Origin of the sequence: Thermosipho atlanticus DSM 15807 (genome assembly GCF_900129985.1) — a bacterium.
Taxonomy (GTDB): Bacteria; Thermotogota; Thermotogae; order Thermotogales; family Fervidobacteriaceae; genus Thermosipho_A; species Thermosipho_A atlanticus.
This window is the reverse complement of sequence record NZ_FQXN01000002.1, coordinates 202921-220617: the sequence shown is the minus strand read 5'-3', so window position 1 is coordinate 220617 and position 17697 is coordinate 202921. Positions and strand designations below refer to the sequence as shown.

At 30.8% G+C, this 17697-nt stretch carries 17 protein-coding genes, 2 tRNA genes and 1 pseudogene; 13 read left to right on the top strand and 7 right to left on the bottom strand.

The features are described from left to right. Nucleotides 1-147 precede the first annotated feature (147 nt). From BUB65_RS08440 to BUB65_RS03370, 3 genes and pseudogenes are all read left to right on the top strand, one after another. Nucleotides 148-288: pseudogene (locus BUB65_RS08440) on the top strand (lysine 5,6-aminomutase subunit alpha TIM-barrel domain-containing protein); the annotation flags it as partial. 119 nt (nucleotides 289-407) lie between these two features. Then, nucleotides 408-593: a lysine 5,6-aminomutase subunit alpha TIM-barrel domain-containing protein gene (locus BUB65_RS08435; RefSeq protein ID WP_073072217.1), complete on the top strand. Its 186-nt coding sequence runs from the start codon at nucleotides 408-410 to the stop codon at nucleotides 591-593. A gap of 843 nt (nucleotides 594-1436) precedes the next feature. Then, nucleotides 1437-2774: an HD domain-containing phosphohydrolase gene (locus BUB65_RS03370; protein ID WP_073072213.1), complete on the top strand. Its 1338-nt coding sequence runs from the start codon at nucleotides 1437-1439 to the stop codon at nucleotides 2772-2774. 22 nt (nucleotides 2775-2796) lie between these two features. Here the strand turns inward: BUB65_RS03370 and BUB65_RS03365 are convergent, their stop codons facing one another. The 3 genes from BUB65_RS03365 to BUB65_RS03355 all read right to left on the bottom strand — a co-directional run bounded on the left by BUB65_RS03365 (nucleotide 2797) and on the right by BUB65_RS03355 (nucleotide 4226). After that, entirely contained in the window at nucleotides 2797-3963 is a 1167-nt protein-coding gene (locus BUB65_RS03365; RefSeq protein WP_073072210.1) for an MFS transporter, read from the bottom strand. A gap of 55 nt (nucleotides 3964-4018) precedes the next feature. Then, nucleotides 4019-4095, bottom strand: a tRNA-Met gene (locus BUB65_RS03360). A gap of 41 nt (nucleotides 4096-4136) precedes the next feature. Next, a tRNA-Leu gene (locus BUB65_RS03355) sits at nucleotides 4137-4226 on the bottom strand. A gap of 221 nt (nucleotides 4227-4447) precedes the next feature. Here BUB65_RS03355 and BUB65_RS03350 point away from each other — a divergent pair. After that, on the top strand, nucleotides 4448-5536 hold the full coding sequence (locus BUB65_RS03350; RefSeq protein WP_073072207.1) for an NAD(P)H-dependent flavin oxidoreductase: 1089 nt from the start codon (nucleotides 4448-4450) through the stop codon (nucleotides 5534-5536). A 3-nt stretch (nucleotides 5537-5539) separates the two neighbouring features. On the opposite strand, the gene BUB65_RS03345 is transcribed toward BUB65_RS03350, so the two are convergent. From BUB65_RS03345 to tilS, 4 genes are read right to left on the bottom strand one after another with little or no spacing between them, the layout of a single operon-like run. Then, nucleotides 5540-6949 carry a B12-binding domain-containing radical SAM protein gene (locus tag BUB65_RS03345; protein ID WP_073072205.1) on the bottom strand — a complete coding sequence of 470 codons (1410 nt, stop codon included), beginning with the start codon at nucleotides 6947-6949 and terminating at the stop codon, nucleotides 5540-5542. After that, the gene (locus tag BUB65_RS03340; RefSeq protein WP_073072203.1) at nucleotides 6933-7328 is read right to left on the bottom strand and encodes a thioesterase family protein; all 396 of its coding nucleotides are present in this window, start codon (nucleotides 7326-7328) and stop codon (nucleotides 6933-6935) included. The genes BUB65_RS03345 and BUB65_RS03340 overlap by 17 nt, the downstream gene beginning before the upstream one ends. Next, nucleotides 7291-9144: an ATP-dependent zinc metalloprotease FtsH gene (ftsH, locus tag BUB65_RS03335; protein ID WP_073072201.1), complete on the bottom strand. Its 1854-nt coding sequence runs from the start codon at nucleotides 9142-9144 to the stop codon at nucleotides 7291-7293. The genes BUB65_RS03340 and ftsH overlap by 38 nt, the downstream gene beginning before the upstream one ends. Then, entirely contained in the window at nucleotides 9141-10448 is a 1308-nt protein-coding gene (gene tilS / locus BUB65_RS03330; protein WP_073072198.1) for a tRNA lysidine(34) synthetase TilS, read from the bottom strand. The genes ftsH and tilS overlap by 4 nt, the downstream gene beginning before the upstream one ends. A 122-nt stretch (nucleotides 10449-10570) precedes the next feature. On the opposite strand from tilS, the gene BUB65_RS03325 reads away from it, so the two are divergent. The 9 genes from BUB65_RS03325 (at nucleotide 10571) to BUB65_RS03285 (ending at nucleotide 17692) form a co-directional block, all read left to right on the top strand. Next, nucleotides 10571-11575: a M42 family metallopeptidase gene (locus BUB65_RS03325; RefSeq protein WP_073072196.1), complete on the top strand. Its 1005-nt coding sequence runs from the start codon at nucleotides 10571-10573 to the stop codon at nucleotides 11573-11575. 97 nt (nucleotides 11576-11672) lie between these two features. Next, nucleotides 11673-12275: a hypothetical protein gene (locus BUB65_RS03320; RefSeq protein ID WP_234946735.1), complete on the top strand. Its 603-nt coding sequence runs from the start codon at nucleotides 11673-11675 to the stop codon at nucleotides 12273-12275. A gap of 12 nt (nucleotides 12276-12287) precedes the next feature. Beyond that, nucleotides 12288-13034 (top strand): undecaprenyl-diphosphate phosphatase, encoded by a 747-nt coding sequence (locus tag BUB65_RS03315; protein ID WP_073072191.1) that lies wholly within the window; start codon nucleotides 12288-12290, stop codon nucleotides 13032-13034. A gap of 7 nt (nucleotides 13035-13041) precedes the next feature. Continuing rightward, nucleotides 13042-14238, top strand: coding sequence for an imidazolonepropionase (gene hutI, locus BUB65_RS03310; protein ID WP_073072188.1), 1197 nt, complete (start codon nucleotides 13042-13044; stop codon nucleotides 14236-14238). Then, nucleotides 14225-14575: a NusG domain II-containing protein gene (locus BUB65_RS03305; protein ID WP_073072186.1), complete on the top strand. Its 351-nt coding sequence runs from the start codon at nucleotides 14225-14227 to the stop codon at nucleotides 14573-14575. Before hutI ends, BUB65_RS03305 begins: the two co-directional genes overlap by 14 nt. Further along, complete coding sequence (locus tag BUB65_RS03300) at nucleotides 14575-15072, top strand: Gx transporter family protein (RefSeq protein WP_073072184.1); 498 nt, start codon at nucleotides 14575-14577, stop codon at nucleotides 15070-15072. The genes BUB65_RS03305 and BUB65_RS03300 overlap by 1 nt, the downstream gene beginning before the upstream one ends. Beyond that, the gene (locus tag BUB65_RS03295; protein WP_073072182.1) at nucleotides 15032-15619 is read left to right on the top strand and encodes a Maf family protein; all 588 of its coding nucleotides are present in this window, start codon (nucleotides 15032-15034) and stop codon (nucleotides 15617-15619) included. The genes BUB65_RS03300 and BUB65_RS03295 overlap by 41 nt, the downstream gene beginning before the upstream one ends. Beyond that, a complete protein-coding gene (gene radC / locus BUB65_RS03290; protein WP_073072179.1) occupies nucleotides 15582-16223 on the top strand; it encodes a RadC family protein in 642 nt (213 codons plus the stop codon). Before BUB65_RS03295 ends, radC begins: the two co-directional genes overlap by 38 nt. A gap of 11 nt (nucleotides 16224-16234) precedes the next feature. After that, nucleotides 16235-17692, top strand: a complete 1458-nt coding sequence (locus BUB65_RS03285; RefSeq protein WP_073072177.1) for a hypothetical protein — start codon at nucleotides 16235-16237, stop codon at nucleotides 17690-17692. The last annotated feature ends 5 nt before the right edge of the window (nucleotides 17693-17697 follow it).

Here is a 17697-nt window from a genome sequence, read left to right as displayed (position 1 = left end):
TCTTTATAACTTTTTTGTTAACATTAAAGTGTTAAAAATTCATTTTAAAACAAAAAGGAGCGATTTAATAAAAGCTATGCCACAGATTCGCATAAGTCTTGCAGATGCTCATTAGAAAAGCCTGCAACAAAGTAAGTTTCGTATGAAGTTGATAGATATATAAGACAAGTAAAGTTATATACTTTGGAACTTTGCATACCCAAAATTGTCGTAATGAGAACTTTCAAAAGATTAGATATAATGCTAAATGATTCTCTATACAGTATTTTGTTTAGAGACATCAATTAGGTAACGAATTTTTGTATGAACTTGCACAAGCTTAAATGTCTAGAAAAGTTTTCTCTAAAGCACCTTTAAAATACTTGTTCCCTTTCAATCTGGACAAATAAGATATCCAACTTCTTGAAATGTTGACAAAAACAATTCACACTCCATTTATGTTTGATAGATATTTGGCAATCAAAACAGCAAAATATATTTTCAAACACACAAGAAATCTTGGAGATGAAATACTTTTTAAAAATTATTCAAAAAAGAGCAAAACAAAAAATACTCGAAAAAAATTGTTAAAAATGACTTGTTTAAAACTTTAGAAAAGGAGTTTTTGCAAATATAAAACATTTAATCAACGGTAGCAAAGGATTAGATAGTACATTTATCAAGAACAAATATTTTTTCAATCTCTTAAAAGAATACTCAAAGGAAGTCAAATACCTGTAGAATATTTTGTTAAAAAAGCATTAGAAGTTAAAGTAAATGCTTTATTGGTTTCTCAAACAATAACATAAAAAACATACACATAAAGTATCTTATTGAACTTGTGGAATTTTTAAAAGTTAAAGAAATTAGAAAAAAGCATATTGATAGTCGATGCTCCAAGAATAACACATAAACTTGCGTAAAAACTTGGATATGATGTTGATTTTGATCCCAATATATTTACCAGAAATGCTGGAACATTTATTGCTTACGAAAGGAGGGGTAAAATAAAAAAACTTGTTATTTTCATTATACTTTTTCTTACTTTGACCTATTGTTTTTCTTACAACTTACCACTTGATAAATATTTACATTTGAATATTAGTCTAATGATCTCATCATTTTTCTCACCCATACTTGGAAATCATTCCCCACTTTTTACTCTAATAATTGGTTTGGGAAAAGAAATTTATGATTTAATTTCGAAAAAAGGAAAGTGCGAACTTTATGACCTTCTCGCAGACATTTATGGAACTTTTTTAACTAATTCTTTTAACCTTAATTTTAAAAAATCAAAATTTGCCATAGCTTTTAGTATAATTTTTTAAATCGACCTACATAGCCGAAAAATACAGAGTCTTTAAAATTTTTTTGTTTTAATCAAAACAAAAATGGTAAAATAGTAATGCTAACAACTCAGTAAACATTAAAGAAATATTGAGTTGAGGAGTGAAAGTATGGAAAATATGGAAACTTGTTTTAAATCTATTCCAGAGTGGTATTTGTACGATATGTTTTTCCAACTGTGTAAAGAGGTTTTTCCCGATTTAGCTATCCATAGTCTTGACGTTGCAAAGATTTCAGCGCTTATCATGAAAAGAATTAATAACAATACCGAAGATATTCAACAAACATTTATAGCCGGTTTTTTTCATGATTTAGGATTTGCATTTATGAGAGAAACAATACCAATGGATAGAATAACGGTAACTTTTGATCCTGAAGGTTATTATGTCTTCAATACCTTACCCAATTTTGACAATATGGCTGATAAAGTACATTATGCACTTATCTCATTTAAAGCTTTAAATTACACAAAAGTTCCAAGACTTTCTGAAGAATATTTGCTGGCTATTCTTCACCACCATAACCCAATTAAAGACAATTCAAAGCCTAAAGTATCTCTCATTTCTAACATTTTATTTATTGCTGACAAAATTAGTCTTGCAATAAGAGCTGGACAATTTTCAAATATAAATGAAAATGTATGCTATTTAAAAAAGTTAATAAATAAGTTTAATTTAAAACAAATAGTCCTAGACGCAGTTAATGATTTACTGAGCAATCTCGAAGATATGGCACACATATTCAGCAATCAACATCCAGAAAAATTCTTTAAATTATTTGCACTTGAACAGAGAAGAATTTCTCTTGATATAGCTACAAATTTTTTTGAAATTATTGCTGCATTAATAGACTTCAGATCACTATTTACATATAGGCATTCTTCATCAATTGCTGCACTTGCACGAGATCTGACATTTAGAATTACAGAATCAAAGTATGATGCTCTTCTCATGTACACTGCTGGTCTTCTTCATGATCTTGGAAAAATTAAAACTCCACTAAAAATTTTACACCATCCAGGAAAACTACCCACTTGTGAAATGTTTATAATGAAACAACATATTGTATTTACACGACTACTCCTTGAAAAATACTCTGAATTAAATGAAATTGTGAGTATCAGTGCAGCTCATCATGAAAGGTTAGATGGTTCCGGGTATCCATACGGTTTTACAGAAAGTCAACTTCCTATATTAGCTCAACTACTTCAAGTAGTTGATATCTTTGTTGCACTAACAGAAGAAAGGCCATACAGAAACAAAATTCCAACTACTAAAGCATTTGAAATTTTGGATAAAATGGTCGAAAATAGGAAAATAAATAAAATGATTGTCAATATATTAAAAGAGATGATAAACGAAGGATACTCTTTTGAAAATGTTACTTTTTTATCAAAGATACTCACAAAAGACGAGTTAAACAGTTTATTATCAAACAAAATTAAATAAAATTGTTAGAAAAAAATTTCAATCATAGATTTAAACTTTTAATAAATTTTATTTGTATTACTGTAACAATAATGGATAAAATTATTCCCATAATACCTAAACCATACATATTTTGAAAAATATCTAAAAAAAATCCTCCAATCAGTGGTCCAAATCCAAAAAGCATTCCAATCGTTGCTTCGTGAAACCCTCCTTGTTTTCCTTGGTCGTTTTCCTGCGAACTTAGACCATAAAATATGGCAAATGTGTATGGAATAGCATAGCACATTCCACCCAGGAACGATAAAATGACAAACAAAACTGGCGTCATTTTTAAAAACATCAAGACTGATGTTATTGGCAAAACTAACAAAAACAAAAATGAAATTTTTGGTCTTCCTGCCCATATATTGATTTTTCCAAGTACAATAAAGACAAAAAACACTGCTATATTTGCAAAAACTATTATAAAACCTGTGAAACTCAGGGAAATACCTGACAGACTTATAACTTTTGGGAATAAAGATAATATTGAAGTATATAAAAGTCCCGAAAAAAATAAAGTTAATCTATAAGCTCTTCTATATTTTCTTATATTGGGAAAATCGATTATCAGTTTTTCATTTATCAATTTGCGAGCTGGGATAAAATGAATCTTATCTCCATTTTTATTATAATCTCGCCAAATAATAAAACTTGAGATTAAATTTAAAAGAATTCCATACCAAAATATCAAATAGGGGGTTTTTACAGTCAAAAAAGGCCCAAAAGCCATTCCTAAAATATTTCCAGAGCTCCATGAAAGATTAAACCTCATTGTAATTTTAGAATGATCTATTTTCAAGGAACTTTCACTTTTAGCAATTAATCCCTCTATTTGAGGATAAAAACTTCCAAAAAAAAGGTTGGAAACTATGGCTAGAAAAAACAAAAATACAATACCAGAAAATTGTAGGGAAATAATAATGAAAATTGAAAAAATAATAGTCGATATAAATATGAATTTTTTATGCCCAAATTTATCTCCAATATGCCCAAAACTTAAACTTCCAACAACATACGATGTGGCACCAACAAAATTTATAGCACCAATTATGGAATACGATAAATTCATCCTTGCAGCAGTTGAATTTATAAATGAGGATAAAAGGTAAGCTAAAATTGAAAATATATTTGAGAAAACATGATATTTATGAAAATAACCTCTCAATATATCCCCACCTTATCAAATTAATAAAAAGGAGCGGAATTACCGCTCCTTTTTCTGGTAGCGGGGGCAGGATTTGAACCTGCGACCTTTGGGTTATGAGCCCAACGAGCTACCAGACTGCTCCACCCCGCACCGTCTATAATTATTATACCCTAAAAAACATTATTTTCAAGTGGTGCCGGGGATCGGACTCGAACCGACACGGAGGTGTAACCCCCAGCGGATTTTAAGTCCGCTGCGTCTCCCAATTCCGCCACCCCGGCGCCATCGTTTAAAATTCTACCACAAAATCTAAATTAGTCAATATATCTTGGATATTTATTATAAATTTAAGTATAAATTCAAATACTTAAACATTAACTTACAACAATAAATTCAAACAATGCGCATATTTAAAGCATTATTGCATAATTATAAAATTAATTTGCTTTAAGAAAGTTAATGTAGTATAATTTTATTGACAATTAATTACGGAGGTGTATTTATGATTAATAATATTCCAAAACTGCGTATTGGTGATTTAAAAACAAAAATTCCAATAATTCAGGGTGGAATGAGTGTGGGAATTTCCCTTTCTGGTCTCGCTTCTGCTGTTGCAAATGAAGGTGGAATTGGTGTAATTGGTGCCGCTGGTATTGGAATGCTAGAAAAAGATTTTGAAACTAACTTCAAGGAAGCAAATCAACGAGCCTTGATTAATGAAATAAGGAAAGCAAGAAAATTAACAAACGGAATAATAGGAGTAAATATTATGGTAGCACTCACAGATTATTACGAGCTTCTAAAAACAGCTATACGTGAAAAAATAGATATTGCATTTCTCGGTGCCGGACTTCCCCTGGAAATCCCAATTGAAGAACTTAAAAAGTCTAATACAAAAATTGGTGTAATAGTTTCCTCAAAAAGGGCTGTAGATGTAATTTTCAAATATTGGGACAAAAAGTATAAGATTATACCAGACGCAGTAGTAGTTGAAGGACCTAAAGCAGGTGGGCATCTTGGCTTTAAAAAAGAACAATTGTTTGATCCAAATTTTTCGCTAGAAAAAATTTTACTCGATGTTAAAAAAGCCTTGGAAATATACAAAAATAAATATAACAAAGACATTCCAGTAATAGCTGCTGGAGGTATTTTTAATGGGGCTGACGTATACAAATTTTTAAAATTAGGGGCCGATGGCGTGCAAATGGCTACAAGATTCGTTGCAACATTTGAATGTGACGCATCTGATGAATTTAAGCAAACATATATTAATTGCAAGAAAGAGGACATAGTGATAATTGATAGTCCTGTTGGACTTCCAGGTAGAGCTATTAAAAACAAATTTATAGAATTAGTAACAAAAGGAATTACCAAGCCTGTAAAATGCTACTGGAAATGTTTGAAAACCTGCAATTTTAAAAAAGCTCCTTATTGTATAGCAAAAGCATTGACCAATGCTAAACTTGGTTTTCTCGAAAACGGATTTGCTTTTGCTGGAGAAAATGCATATAGGATAAACAAAATAACTTCTGTAAAAAAATTAATAAAAGAATTATTAAATGAGTTCTTTTTGACTGCTCAAAATGTATAATTCTTAATTGTTTTTATTATAGAATCTCAACACTAAACGTTTTACTTCTTCTTCATCAAAAGTATTATATAAATATTGCTTTTTTGAAAATCTATAACTTTCAAAATTGAACTTTACACCACGAATATTCATTCTCAACCATTTTATCAACCTATTGTATTCTTTTTCACTTATTAATTTACGATTATAAAATGGTGTGTTTTTTTTCGGAATTAATGGATTAACACTTATTGAAATATCGTTGTACCCCATTTTCTTCACAAATTCAATAAATTTTTTCAACTCTTCGTAATCCTCTTGGGTTTCCTCTTCAAATCCTACAATATAATAAAGTTTCACATTTTTAAAATTGTTCTTTCTACCAATTTCTAGAGCATTTATTAAATGTTCAGTAGAAATATCTTTTAAAATAATATTTCTAATTTTTTGAGAAACACCTTCAGGAGCAATAGTAAACGTCTTCTGACCACTTTTCTTCAAAAGGCCCAACAATCTATCGGTAATTTTGTCTGCTCTCATTGAAGAAACCGAAAATTCTATCTTATAATTCTCTAAAATATTTAACAATTTGTCCAACCAAGGATAATCAGTTATCGTTGCACTTATTATTCCTATAGAGCTTTTTTCTTTTCTTAAGAAATCTTCAATAACTTCAGGTGGTACAAATTTCACGGGTTTTTTTGTGTGTCCCATTACACAAAATGCACACCTTCTTATACAACCTCGTCCAATTTCAATAAGCCTTTTATTTTTAAATTCTGAATATGGTGTAATAAAATGTGACACAGGAAATTTTTGTTTTATATCATAATTTTTTAAACTTAAAACACCTCTTGAGTTTAATATATTTGACAATATATTATCAACTAATTCAAAATATTTCAATCCTTCCTTTTTATTTCTTAAAAGCAACTTTATTCCCTCAGAAACGTTCTTAATGTTATACTCTAGATCTCCTACAACTACAATATCAGCAATTGGTTTAACCAACTCAACGTTAAAAAATGTTATAGGACCTCCTATAATTATTGTTGGATGATACTCTTTTCTCATTTCCGCAAGTGGTGGAATACCTAATTTATTCAAAATCTCCACTATGTTCTCTAAATCTAATTCGAAATGAAATGAAAACATAAGAACTCGAAATTGATCTAAAGGAGAAAAAGTCTCTATTGAATAAAATTTTCTAAACCATTTTTCATAGAAAAACCTTTCAACAGCAACTCCTTCCTCCCAGAAAAGCTGTTGAACCCAGCTCCAAGCTAAGGAAGCAGAAGCAACTTTGTAATTATTAGGAAAAATTAAGGCAACCTCTTGGTTGCCATTAAACTTTTTAAACCTTTTCTCTGAATCACTATACTTTTTTACATAAGAAAACTCTCTGAAATCTTCTGTTCTACGCGGTCTCCTCAATTACTTTCCTCCTAAGATAACTTTTCGAAACAATTGCTCTAGTAAATTCTATCTCCGCAATCTTTCTATTTTCTTTGGTAATAACGCTATAAAATTGGATTAAATTTCCTTCAACGTTTGTTACTCTAACTCCAATCACAATTGTTTTGCCAACTACACATGGATTATAATGTTTTATCGAAGCTTTTGTTACAACAGAAATTAAATCTTCCGGTAAAAATTCTTCTAAAACTTTCGCACCAAGTTTCACAGCTTCCTTAAGCAAACCACTCGAAGAAACCAAATGAAGAGATACCATTTCGTCATTTTCATCCCATATTAACGAATCATCAGGTGTAAAATCAATCGTTCTGCTCAGACCTTCGATATTCCTCCACACTTACATCATCCCCTTCGAGGAGATTTCTTAATTCTTCTCCGCTTAGTTCTTCTTTTTCTAACAATATGCTCGCAAGTTCATCTAATTTTTCTCTTTTTCTAGTAAGTATTTCTTTTGCTTTGTTATAGCACGTGTTAACTATATTTTGTACCTCACTATCTATTAGCTTTGCAACTTCTTCACTGTAATTTCTCATCCTCGTAATTTCTTTCCCAAGAAAGATCTCTTGTTCCGTTTTACCCCAAGCAAGTGGTCCAAAATTTTCGCTCATTCCAAGTTCACAAACCATTTTTCTTGCCATTTCCGTGGCTCTTTCGATATCATTTGCCGCCCCACTCGTAACGTCCCCAAAAACCAATTCCTCTGCAGCTCTTCCTCCAAGAAGAGCCGTAATATTATCTATTAATTCTTTTTTACTAATTAAATATTTATCTTCAACAGGCAAATGTAATGTGAATCCTAAAGCACTATGTCCTCTTGGAATAATAGAAACCTTGTGAACTGGATCTGAATTCGGGAGTGCTGTTCCAACTATTGCATGTCCCAATTCATGATATGCAACTATCTCTTTTTGCTTATCTGAAATAATTCTTGACTTTCTTGCAGGCCCCGCAATCACTCTATCAATCGCCTCTTCAAAGTCTGACATGTTAATTTTATCTCTTCCATCTTTAGCTGCTAGTAAAGCTGCTTCGTTAATAAGATTTTCGAGATCAGCTCCAACAAAGCCTGTAGTTCTTTTAGCTAAAACTTTTATATCAACTTCTTCAGTTATCGGCTTTCCTTTAAGATGTATTTTTAAGATTTCTTCCCTTCCCTTTACATCAGGTGGATCCACAACAACCTTTTTATCAAAACGACCGGGTCTTAAAAGTGCAGGATCCAAAATGTCTGGTCTATTAGTTGCGGCCATAACAATAATTCCTTCTCTAACGTCGAAACCGTCCATTTCTACTAACAACTGATTCAGTGTTTGTTCACGTTCATCATGACCACCACCAAGACCTGCTCCTCTGTGCCTACCAACAGCATCTATTTCATCAATAAAAACTATACATGGAGCATTCGCTTTTGCCTGATTAAATAAATCTCTTACACGAGCAGCACCCACACCAACAAATAGCTCTACAAAATCAGAACCACTTATGTGAAAAAATGGGACATTTGCTTCACCAGCTACTGCACGAGCTAGTAATGTTTTTCCTGTTCCTGGAGGCCCAACCAAAAGAATTCCTTTTGGCATTCTTGCACCAATTTTATTGAATTTAGTGGGATTTCTTAAAAATTCAACAACTTCTCGAAGTTCATCTACAGCTTCATCCACACCTGCAACATCTTTAAATGTTACACGTTTTTTACCCGGCATCACTTTTTCAGCCCTGCTTTTTGTAAAACTAAATGCTTGATTATTTCCACGTCCAAGACCTCGAATTAAGAAACCAAACATAAAAAGCATCAAAACAAAGAAAAGTAAATTACCTACGATATTAACCCAAAATGAGCTGTCAACTCCTTTTTCACCACCAACTCTGATACCTTTATTAACCAATTCGTTAATTAAATTCATATCATATTTTACCCATGGAGCATATATATTATACTTTCTCCCTGAGATAGTCGTTAAAACTATATTACCATCATCTTTAATGGTTATCTCTGCAATATCAGAAGATTCAGAATTTACCCTTTTAATAAAGTCACTATAGTACATGGTTGTCTCAGTAGTACTGCCGTTAAAAAAAACACTTTCAAAAATCCAAAACAAAGAAAGAATAATTAACAGCCCAATTATTATTGATCCTATTCCTTTGTTCAAAATGAAAAACCTCCTTTCAACTGCACATTTATCCCTATTACATTATTTTTGTCATCAAGATTTTTACATAAACATTCTTTATCAATATACACTTTAGGAATGTAAATGATTTTTTCCTTATCTGCAAACACAGGTATTATCCTTCTTAAAAAAGAAGGAATCTTTTTTGAAACAAAAATTTCTTTTATTTTCTTTCCAGTTTTTGTTTTGTCCCCATTTCTCCAATTTCTCAAAATCAACTCACCTTTAATTTTATCTTTATTAATAATTATACCATTATTTTCTAATTTAACCACAAAAGGATCTAAATCAATTGTTTCATTTTTATGAACCACATATTCGAAATCATCTTTCAATAGAAATTCACCTAAAAGAGCTTTACCATATGAAACTTCTAATCCAAAATTATTCCAAAAGCTTATTTTAAAAGTTGTTTTTCTTCTACTTAAAACTCCTTTTAATCTATCCAACTTTTCTTTATCTGGAGCTTTTCCATAATAATTTATAGTTATCCGCCTTATAAACTCAACAAAGAGGAACGTATCATCCAAAACATCAAAATACAACCTTCCTCTTATTTTATAAATTTTTACATTTAATTGTTTTTCAATAAATTCGTCTAAATCCCATATATTTTCAATTAACCTTTTCACTGATCTTTCAAAACTTGGATTTAATTGTTTAAAAAGGGGAACTATTTCATGTCTAATAAAATTTCTTGTATATATGGTATTTAAATTTGTTTCATCTATTACATAATCTATTCCATTTTTTTTGGCAAATTCCAATATTTCATCTTTTGAAAAAAACAAAAGTGGTCTAATTGTATTCCCATTTTTAGGTTTCATACCAGGCAATCCGAAAGGACCTGCCCCTCTAGATAAACGAAATAAAACATTTTCCACAAGATCATTTAAGTTATGAGCAACAGCTAACTTATTACACCTCTGTGTTTTTATATTTCTCTCTAAAAATTCATATCTCAACTTTCTCGCAGCTTCTTCAATTGAAAGTTTATTCTCCTCTGCATACTTTGGAACATCTACTTTCCCAGTAATACATTTTATTCCTAATTTATTTGAAAAACTAATTACATGCTCTACATCTTTATAAGCACTTTCTCTTATACCGTGATTTAAAGTGGCACATACTAACTCGATATTTAAATCTTTTTTTAAGGAGTTTAATAAATAAAGTAGCACTAACGAGTCGACTCCACCCGAAACTGCCACTAGTATTTTGTCGTTTTTTTCTACTAATTGCCATCTCTTCAAAATTTCATGAAAAGTTTTAATATCCAACATATAAATCACCTAAGTTATTATACCATTAAAATCTTAAAACTTCATGAGAATTATATTTGCTAAAAAACTGATTATTAGTGTATAATTAAATTGAAATTATTTATAAAAGGAGGTTTCTAGAGATGGAAGAATTAATAAAAAAGCTTACCGAAGTTTCTAGTCCAAGTGGTAGAGAAGACACAATCCGAGAAGTTATCTTAAAAGAATTGGAAGGCTATATCGACGGCTATGAAATTGATAAACTTGGAAACCTTATTGTTTGGAAAAATGGTCAAACCAACAAAAAAATCCTTCTAGATGCACATATGGATGAAATAGGAGTAGTTGTCACAAATATAGATGATAATGGCTTTTTAAGAATAGATATGGTTGGAGGAGTTTCACCATATACAATAATTAATTCAAAAATAAGATTTGGAAATACAGTAGGAATAGTTGGTGTAGAAGGGGAAACAGTAAAAGATTTAATAAGTAATTTAAAAGACTTATCATTTGACAAATTATTTGTAGATATAGGAGCAAAAAGTAAAGAAGAAGCAGAAAACCTTTGCCCAATAGGTAGTTTCGGTACATATGATGGTTATTTCATCAAACAAGGTGACTACTACATTTCAAAATCAATGGATGATAGAATTGGCTGTGTAACAATTATCGAAATATTTAAAAGGGTTCAAAATCCAAAAAATACGATATATGGAGTTTTTGCTGTACAAGAAGAAATTGGTATTGTAGGCGCACAAGTTGCTGGTTACAACATTGATCCAGACGTTGCAATTGCAATCGATGTTACAGCAGCCGGAGATACGCCCAAAGCAAACAAAAGAACTTCAATGAAGTTAGGAAAAGGGACTTGTTTAAAAGTTAAAGATGGTTATTCCATAAGTGATAGAAAAACAATCGAAACCTTGAAGAAATTGGCTGAAAAATATAATATTCCCTATCAAATGGAAGTCTTGATTTTTGGTGGAACGGATGCGCGAGGATATCAAAATACAAAGGCGGGAATCCCCAGCGCAACTGTTTCCATTGCAACTAGATATATCCATACACCCAACGAAACAGTCCATAAAAACGACGTAGAAGCAACTATTCAACTTCTAATAAAATATATAGAGGAGGGAATATAACCTGCCAAAACGAATTTCAAAACCTTTTGAATTAAAAGTATTAAGTGTTTTAATCATTGTTTTATCTATTCTATCCCTTTTACTTTTAATAACTTCAATGTATCTTTACTTAAAAAAAGCATCTGTTGATGTTAATGTTATTTATATTCCAAAACCTATGGAATTAAAAATACCTGAAATTAAAGAAAACAAGTTACCAGAATTTATGGAAGAAGCAACTAGCACAATGATTGAAATTGAGACTTTTGATTACGAAACTCTCATAGCTTATTCTATGGAAATTATTGAAGCTTCTACTGAAGTTTCAACATTTGTTTTGGATTCAAATGATGCTCTGAAAATTATAAGAGTAAACAAAGAATATTTAATAAACAAGCTAAACAACGACAAATATTTTGTAGTAATCCCAGGTAAACATACCTATCCTGGCCTCATCCCGGGCAAATCTGTTTATACTATATTTTTAAAAACTGGTGAAAATTCTTCTCGGCTATTCGAAGATTTAGTAAATCTTCGTATTTTAGGTTATGAAGCCTATGTATTGAAATTTTCAAGAAATACCAAAACATATTTCACTTTATGCTTGGGTGCCTTCCCGGACAAAGATTCAGCATCTGAAGCCTTTAACAAAATCGATTGGGACAAATTGAGAGAACATGTGTACACATATGGCCCATATGTAGGAAGAATTACTCCATAGGAGGTTAAATAAGTGGAAAAAATTATTCTAGGTATTATCCAAGGAGCAACGGAGTTTTTGCCAATTTCCAGTTCAGGTCATCTTGCTTTATTTTCATCTATGTTTAAAATCAACCCTGATTTACCTCTGTTTTCTTTTTTACACATAGCAACTCTATTTGCTATCCTAATTTTTGTCCACAAAGAAATTCTTGAAATTCTAGAAGGTTTGTTTACATTAAACAAAAAATATTACATTTTAGTAATTAAACTAATAATTTCTACAATCCCTGCAGGATTATTTGGAATTTTGTTTAACTCTAAAATTGAAAATTCCTTCAATTCCTTAAAATTAATAGCATTTTTCTTTCTCTTAACCAGTGCAGCCTTGTTTATTTCTGATAATATTGGAAAAGATAAAGATTTCTTTTCAATTAGTTATCTTGATGCTTTAATCATTGGTCTTTTTCAAATGTTAGCAATTTTTCCTGGAATTTCAAGGAGTGGTTTCACGCTATTTGGTGCTCTTCTTATTGGAATGCAAAGAGAAAAGGCATTAAAGTATTCTTTTTTGATGAGTGTCCCAATTATACTAGGAGCAGGCATCTTAGAATTTAAGAATATTCAGTTCAATTACTCAATCTTTGTAACCGGTCTATTAGCTTTCATTGTCGGTTTAATAAGTCTTTACATTTTAAAAAGAGTCACCATTATTAAAAAATTAAAAATTTTCGGGTATTACTGTTTAGTAGTTGCTATTGTAGCTTTCTTCTTGGGGTGATTAAATTATGATAAAAATACACGCACAGCATTTATTAACTCCCACTGGTAATGCACCAAAAAGAGGAAGTGAAATGAAAAAAATTTACGAAGATTTTGACGTGGATATATTTCTTGAAAACGGGAAAGTTGTTGATATAAAAAAACATTCTACAACAGATCATGTGACTTTAGAAGCAAAATTGGTTACCCCTGCTTTTGTCGATGCTCATACTCACATTCCTTTCATTGGAAAAAGAACTAAGGAGTTTTTACTTAGAAACAAAGGAAAAACATATTCAGAGATTCTCAAACAAGGTGGAGGGATTTATAACACTGTAAATCACGTAAAAAAAGCTTCAATTTCAGAGTTAGTTAAAGAAAACCTTAAAACATTGAATTTATTCAAAAGATTTGGAGTTGCCTACATTGAAGGAAAATCTGGTTACGGGCTTGATATCTCAACTGAAATAAAACAATTAAAAGTTATTAAATATTTAAACGAAATATCTAATGTAAAAGTTGCACCAACATTTCTCGGACTCCATGCTATACCAAAAGACATGCCAAAAAAAACATATATAGAAAAAATCAAGGAAAACCTTGATTATATAAAAAAATATACAAATACCATTGATGTATTTTGTGATAAAGGAGTTTTCCTACCTGATGATATAAAAGAACTGTTTAATTTTGCAAAGATTAAAGGATTCAAATTAAGATTTCATGCTGATGAAATAGAAAACGTTGGAGCTACAAAATTGGCCGTAAACCTAGGGGCGATTTCTGCTGACCATCTATTGAAGATTGGTGACGAAGAAATCCACCTTCTCTCAACTTCTTCTACAATTGCCACATTAATGCCGGGAACAAGTTTTTATTTAGGTGAAATATATGCCCCCGCCCGAAAGCTCATCGACAAAGGAGCAGCAATTGCATTGGGATCAGATTATAATCCTGGGTCATGCCCGATTTTCAATCCTTCTTTCATCATGCATCTAGCACTTCGATATTTAAAAATGGAACCTGAAGAAATTTTAACTGCCTACACTTTAAACTCTTCTTATGTCCTTGGAATCGAAAACGGAGCAATTCAGCCAGGAAAATATTGTGATATCGCGTTATGGAATACAGAAGATTTTGTTGATATTCCTTATATGTTCCATCATAACTTTTTGACAGCAATAGTAATAAATGGTAAGGTGACTTTCTATGAAAATATTTAAAAAAACTGATTTTGTAATAATAATTATAGTTTTTTTAACAATATTTATTCCTTTGATTCTTAAAAACGAAACAAATAAAGGAATTTTTGTCGTAAAATTAAATGGACAAGAAATCCTTGAATTAAATACACCTGGAGATTATGAGATCAAAGACGAAAAGGGAAAATTATTGATGATCGCCCATTTTGACGGTAAAAATGTTTGGGTTACCGATTCGATATGTCCATTAAAAATTTGTGAAAAAACCGGGAAAATTTCGGAAGGAGGAAAAATAATCTGCGTTCCAAACAAAATAGTTATAGAGACAAGGAAGCCTCAAGAACTACAAACGTGGTAATGTACTCTTTACTTGTTTCACTTGCCTCAGCAATGTTCATAATTGAAAGATTCATCCCTTATCCTGTTCCCGGTGGAAAATGGGGATTTTCAAATTTTATTGTCCTTTTTGCTGCAGTAAATCTAGGAATAGGTCCTGCCATTATAATTGGAAGTTTAAAATCAATAATTGGATCAATATTTACTGGATTAATATTCACTCCTACTTTCTTTATGGGTTTTCTTGGAGTAATAGCTGCCGCAATTGTTGAAGGATTATTTTCAAAAACAAAATTTTTAGGCTATACAGGATTGAGTTTTTTAGGAATGATATCAAACAATATTGTCCAATTGTATGTTGGCGCACTATTAATCAAAAGTACTGCAATTTTTTCATTTCTACCAATAATGCTTTCACTGGGAGCAATTTCAGCTTTTGCTAATGCCTATCTTGCAAAAAAAATGGAGGAAGTTTTAAATGAAAATAATTTTAGCTTCAAATTCACCAAGAAGAATTGAACTATTAAAAAAATTACAATTACAATTTAAAATACAACCCCCAAATATTGACGAAGAAATTAACGAAAAAGATCCAATCAAACATGTTCTAACACTTTCCAAGCTTAAAGCTGAAAATGTATTTAAAGACTTTAATAGTATAGTTATTGGGGCAGATACAATTGTTTTTCACAAAGAGATTTTTGGAAAACCTAAAGATTATTTAGATGCCTATAACATGCTAAAATCTCTTTCGGGAACATGGCATGAAGTGTTCACAGGCGTCACTATACTTCTAAAAAATGAATCAATATCTTTTTTTGAAAGAACAAAAGTAAAATTTAAAAAACTATCGGATGAACTAATTAAATATTACTTATCAACAGGTGAACCTTTTGACAAAGCCGGAGCATATGCAATTCAAGGTTTAGGAAGTATTTTAATAGAAAAAATCGACGGAGATTTTTATAACGTAATGGGATTACCAATTTCAAAACTCTGGGATGTTTTGTGGAATAGGGGGATAATAAGTGAAACCAAGAGAAAAAATTTTAAACAAAGGTCCTGAAAGTTTAACAAATGGAGAATTATTAGCAATTCTACTTAGAACTGGAAGCAAAGGACAAAATGTTTTAGAAACTTCTAAACTGCTCCTTGAAAATTTTGATAACAGTCTTGTAAAAATCAGCAAAGCAACAATAAATGAACTTTGTAAAATTAAGGGGCTTGGACATGCTAAAGCTACCACCATACTTGCCGTTATGGAATTAGCAAAAAGAATGCTAAAAGAAGACAGAGCTGGAAAACATTTAAATACTCCTGAAAAAGTATATGAATACTGTCTAGATATGAAACATCTTGAACAAGAAGTAGTAAGAGTAATTTTTCTAAATTCAAAACTTCACGAAATATCAAGTAAAGATATTACTATTGGACTTGTAGATACTAGTCTTGCACATCCAAGAGAAATATTTAAAGAAGCAATTAAAAACGGGGCAGTATACATTATTTTAGTTCATAATCATCCATCTGGAGGAATATCTCCAAGTCCGGAAGACAAGCAATTAACGCAAAAAATTAAAGAAACAGGGGAAATAATTGGAATAAAACTGTTAGATCATGTAATAATTGGAAATGGTTTTTACAGTTTCAAACACAATAAGTTAATTTGAGGGGGGAAAGCTTGAAAAAAGTAATTTTTCTAGTTTTAATTTTAGTTTCACTTGTAACATTCTCTGAGCTTATTTACAATGCCTCTACTGCAGCTTTACCAATACCCTCAGAGTGGTTAAACGGGGATAAGAATCTTTATGACATCAAAATAAAAATTGCACCTTGGTTCAGTTTTGGAAAATGGAATACTTTCTTTATCACAAATGATTCTTGGGGATGGGGAGCCTCTACAAATCCTGCAGAAAACGTATTTTATTTATTTAACGAAATACCTCCTTTTTTGAATTTATCCTTTAAATTTTCAAAAAATGGATTTACCCTTTTTTCCAGCGTGAATATACAAAAAGGACTTACCACCCGAACTAAAGAATTTGGAACTAACCTCTTTTTCAATAATTTTAATTTTGAATTGTTATCATTTGATACAAATTTTCCTGAATTGTTCTATATTTGTTATGCAAACAACTTTTCATTTGTTTCAATCGGTAGATATCCTTTAAAATGGGGATTTTCAAAATATCCCATAACAATTTCAAATACAACTTTCCAAGACAATATTACTTTTTCTACAAAAATCAGTAATTTTCGATACACTTATCATTTCATTTCATCTTATCCACTTTTAACACCAGCAGAACAAAATATTCAAAGTACTTACTCTGATCAACATACACCTGGCAAAATTTTTGATGAACCATATAAAACAATAATTGCACATAAATTTGATTTTGAATTTAACAAACTGAAATTTGGAATTGGGGAATTAAATGTAGTCGGCGGAAAAGTTCCAGATATTATAGACATAAATCCTCTTATGTTCTTTCACAACACTTTTGGAGAAGGATATTCAAATGTTCTAGCAAACATTGATTTTAAATACACTATTACCGACAACTTCTATTTGTATGGTGAATTTTCACTAGACGACTTCCAAGTACCTTTTACAGAGGCAGGTTCAAATTATAAACCTGGAGCACATGGTTATAATATTGGCGGAGAGTTCAAGTATAAAAATTTTTCTTTTTGGGTAGAATATGACCATACAAGTGAATGGATGTATATAACAAATTATTTACCATATTTGAATATTAGTGTCCGCCACTTTTTTCTCGATAATTTAACTTCTCCAAATAGGTCACTAATGGATTTCCCTCTAGGGTTTAAATATGGACCTGACGCTACAATGGTTTCAGTAGGTTTAAATTATTCATTTAGCGATTTTAAAATAAAAATTGAATATAACTTTCTTGTAAAAGGAACTGTTATTGATGATGGAATACAAAGATGGAAATGGTTTTGGGATGCATGGTATGGTAATGTAACGCCAGCTGCAACTTATTCCGTTGAAGATTCAGATGATATAATGTATAATATTTTAGATATAAAACTAAATTTCAAACGACTATATTTGAAATTCAAAACCGTTAATTTTGAAGATTATCTATTAGGAGCCTATTTTATATTCTGACTGAA

Excerpts from the sequence above, each read along its gene's own strand:
- BUB65_RS03305 (WP_073072186.1), top strand. The coding sequence starts at position 14,225 with ATGAAAATATTTAAAAAAACTGATTTTGTAATAATAATTATAGTTTTT.
- BUB65_RS03325 (WP_073072196.1), top strand. The coding sequence starts at position 10,571 with ATGGAAGAATTAATAAAAAAGCTTACCGAAGTTTCTAGTCCAAGTGGT.
- BUB65_RS03320 (WP_234946735.1), top strand. The coding sequence starts at position 11,673 with ATGTATCTTTACTTAAAAAAAGCATCTGTTGATGTTAATGTTATTTAT.
- BUB65_RS08435 (WP_073072217.1), top strand. The coding sequence starts at position 408 with ATGTTGACAAAAACAATTCACACTCCATTTATGTTTGATAGATATTTG.
- tilS (WP_073072198.1), bottom strand. The coding sequence starts at position 10,448 with ATGTTGGATATTAAAACTTTTCATGAAATTTTGAAGAGATGGCAATTA.
- hutI (WP_073072188.1), top strand. The coding sequence starts at position 13,042 with ATGATAAAAATACACGCACAGCATTTATTAACTCCCACTGGTAATGCA.
- BUB65_RS03370 (WP_073072213.1), top strand. The coding sequence starts at position 1,437 with ATGGAAAATATGGAAACTTGTTTTAAATCTATTCCAGAGTGGTATTTG.
- BUB65_RS03350 (WP_073072207.1), top strand. The coding sequence starts at position 4,448 with ATGATTAATAATATTCCAAAACTGCGTATTGGTGATTTAAAAACAAAA.
- BUB65_RS03295 (WP_073072182.1), top strand. The coding sequence starts at position 15,032 with ATGAAAATAATTTTAGCTTCAAATTCACCAAGAAGAATTGAACTATTA.
- BUB65_RS03300 (WP_073072184.1), top strand. The coding sequence starts at position 14,575 with ATGTACTCTTTACTTGTTTCACTTGCCTCAGCAATGTTCATAATTGAA.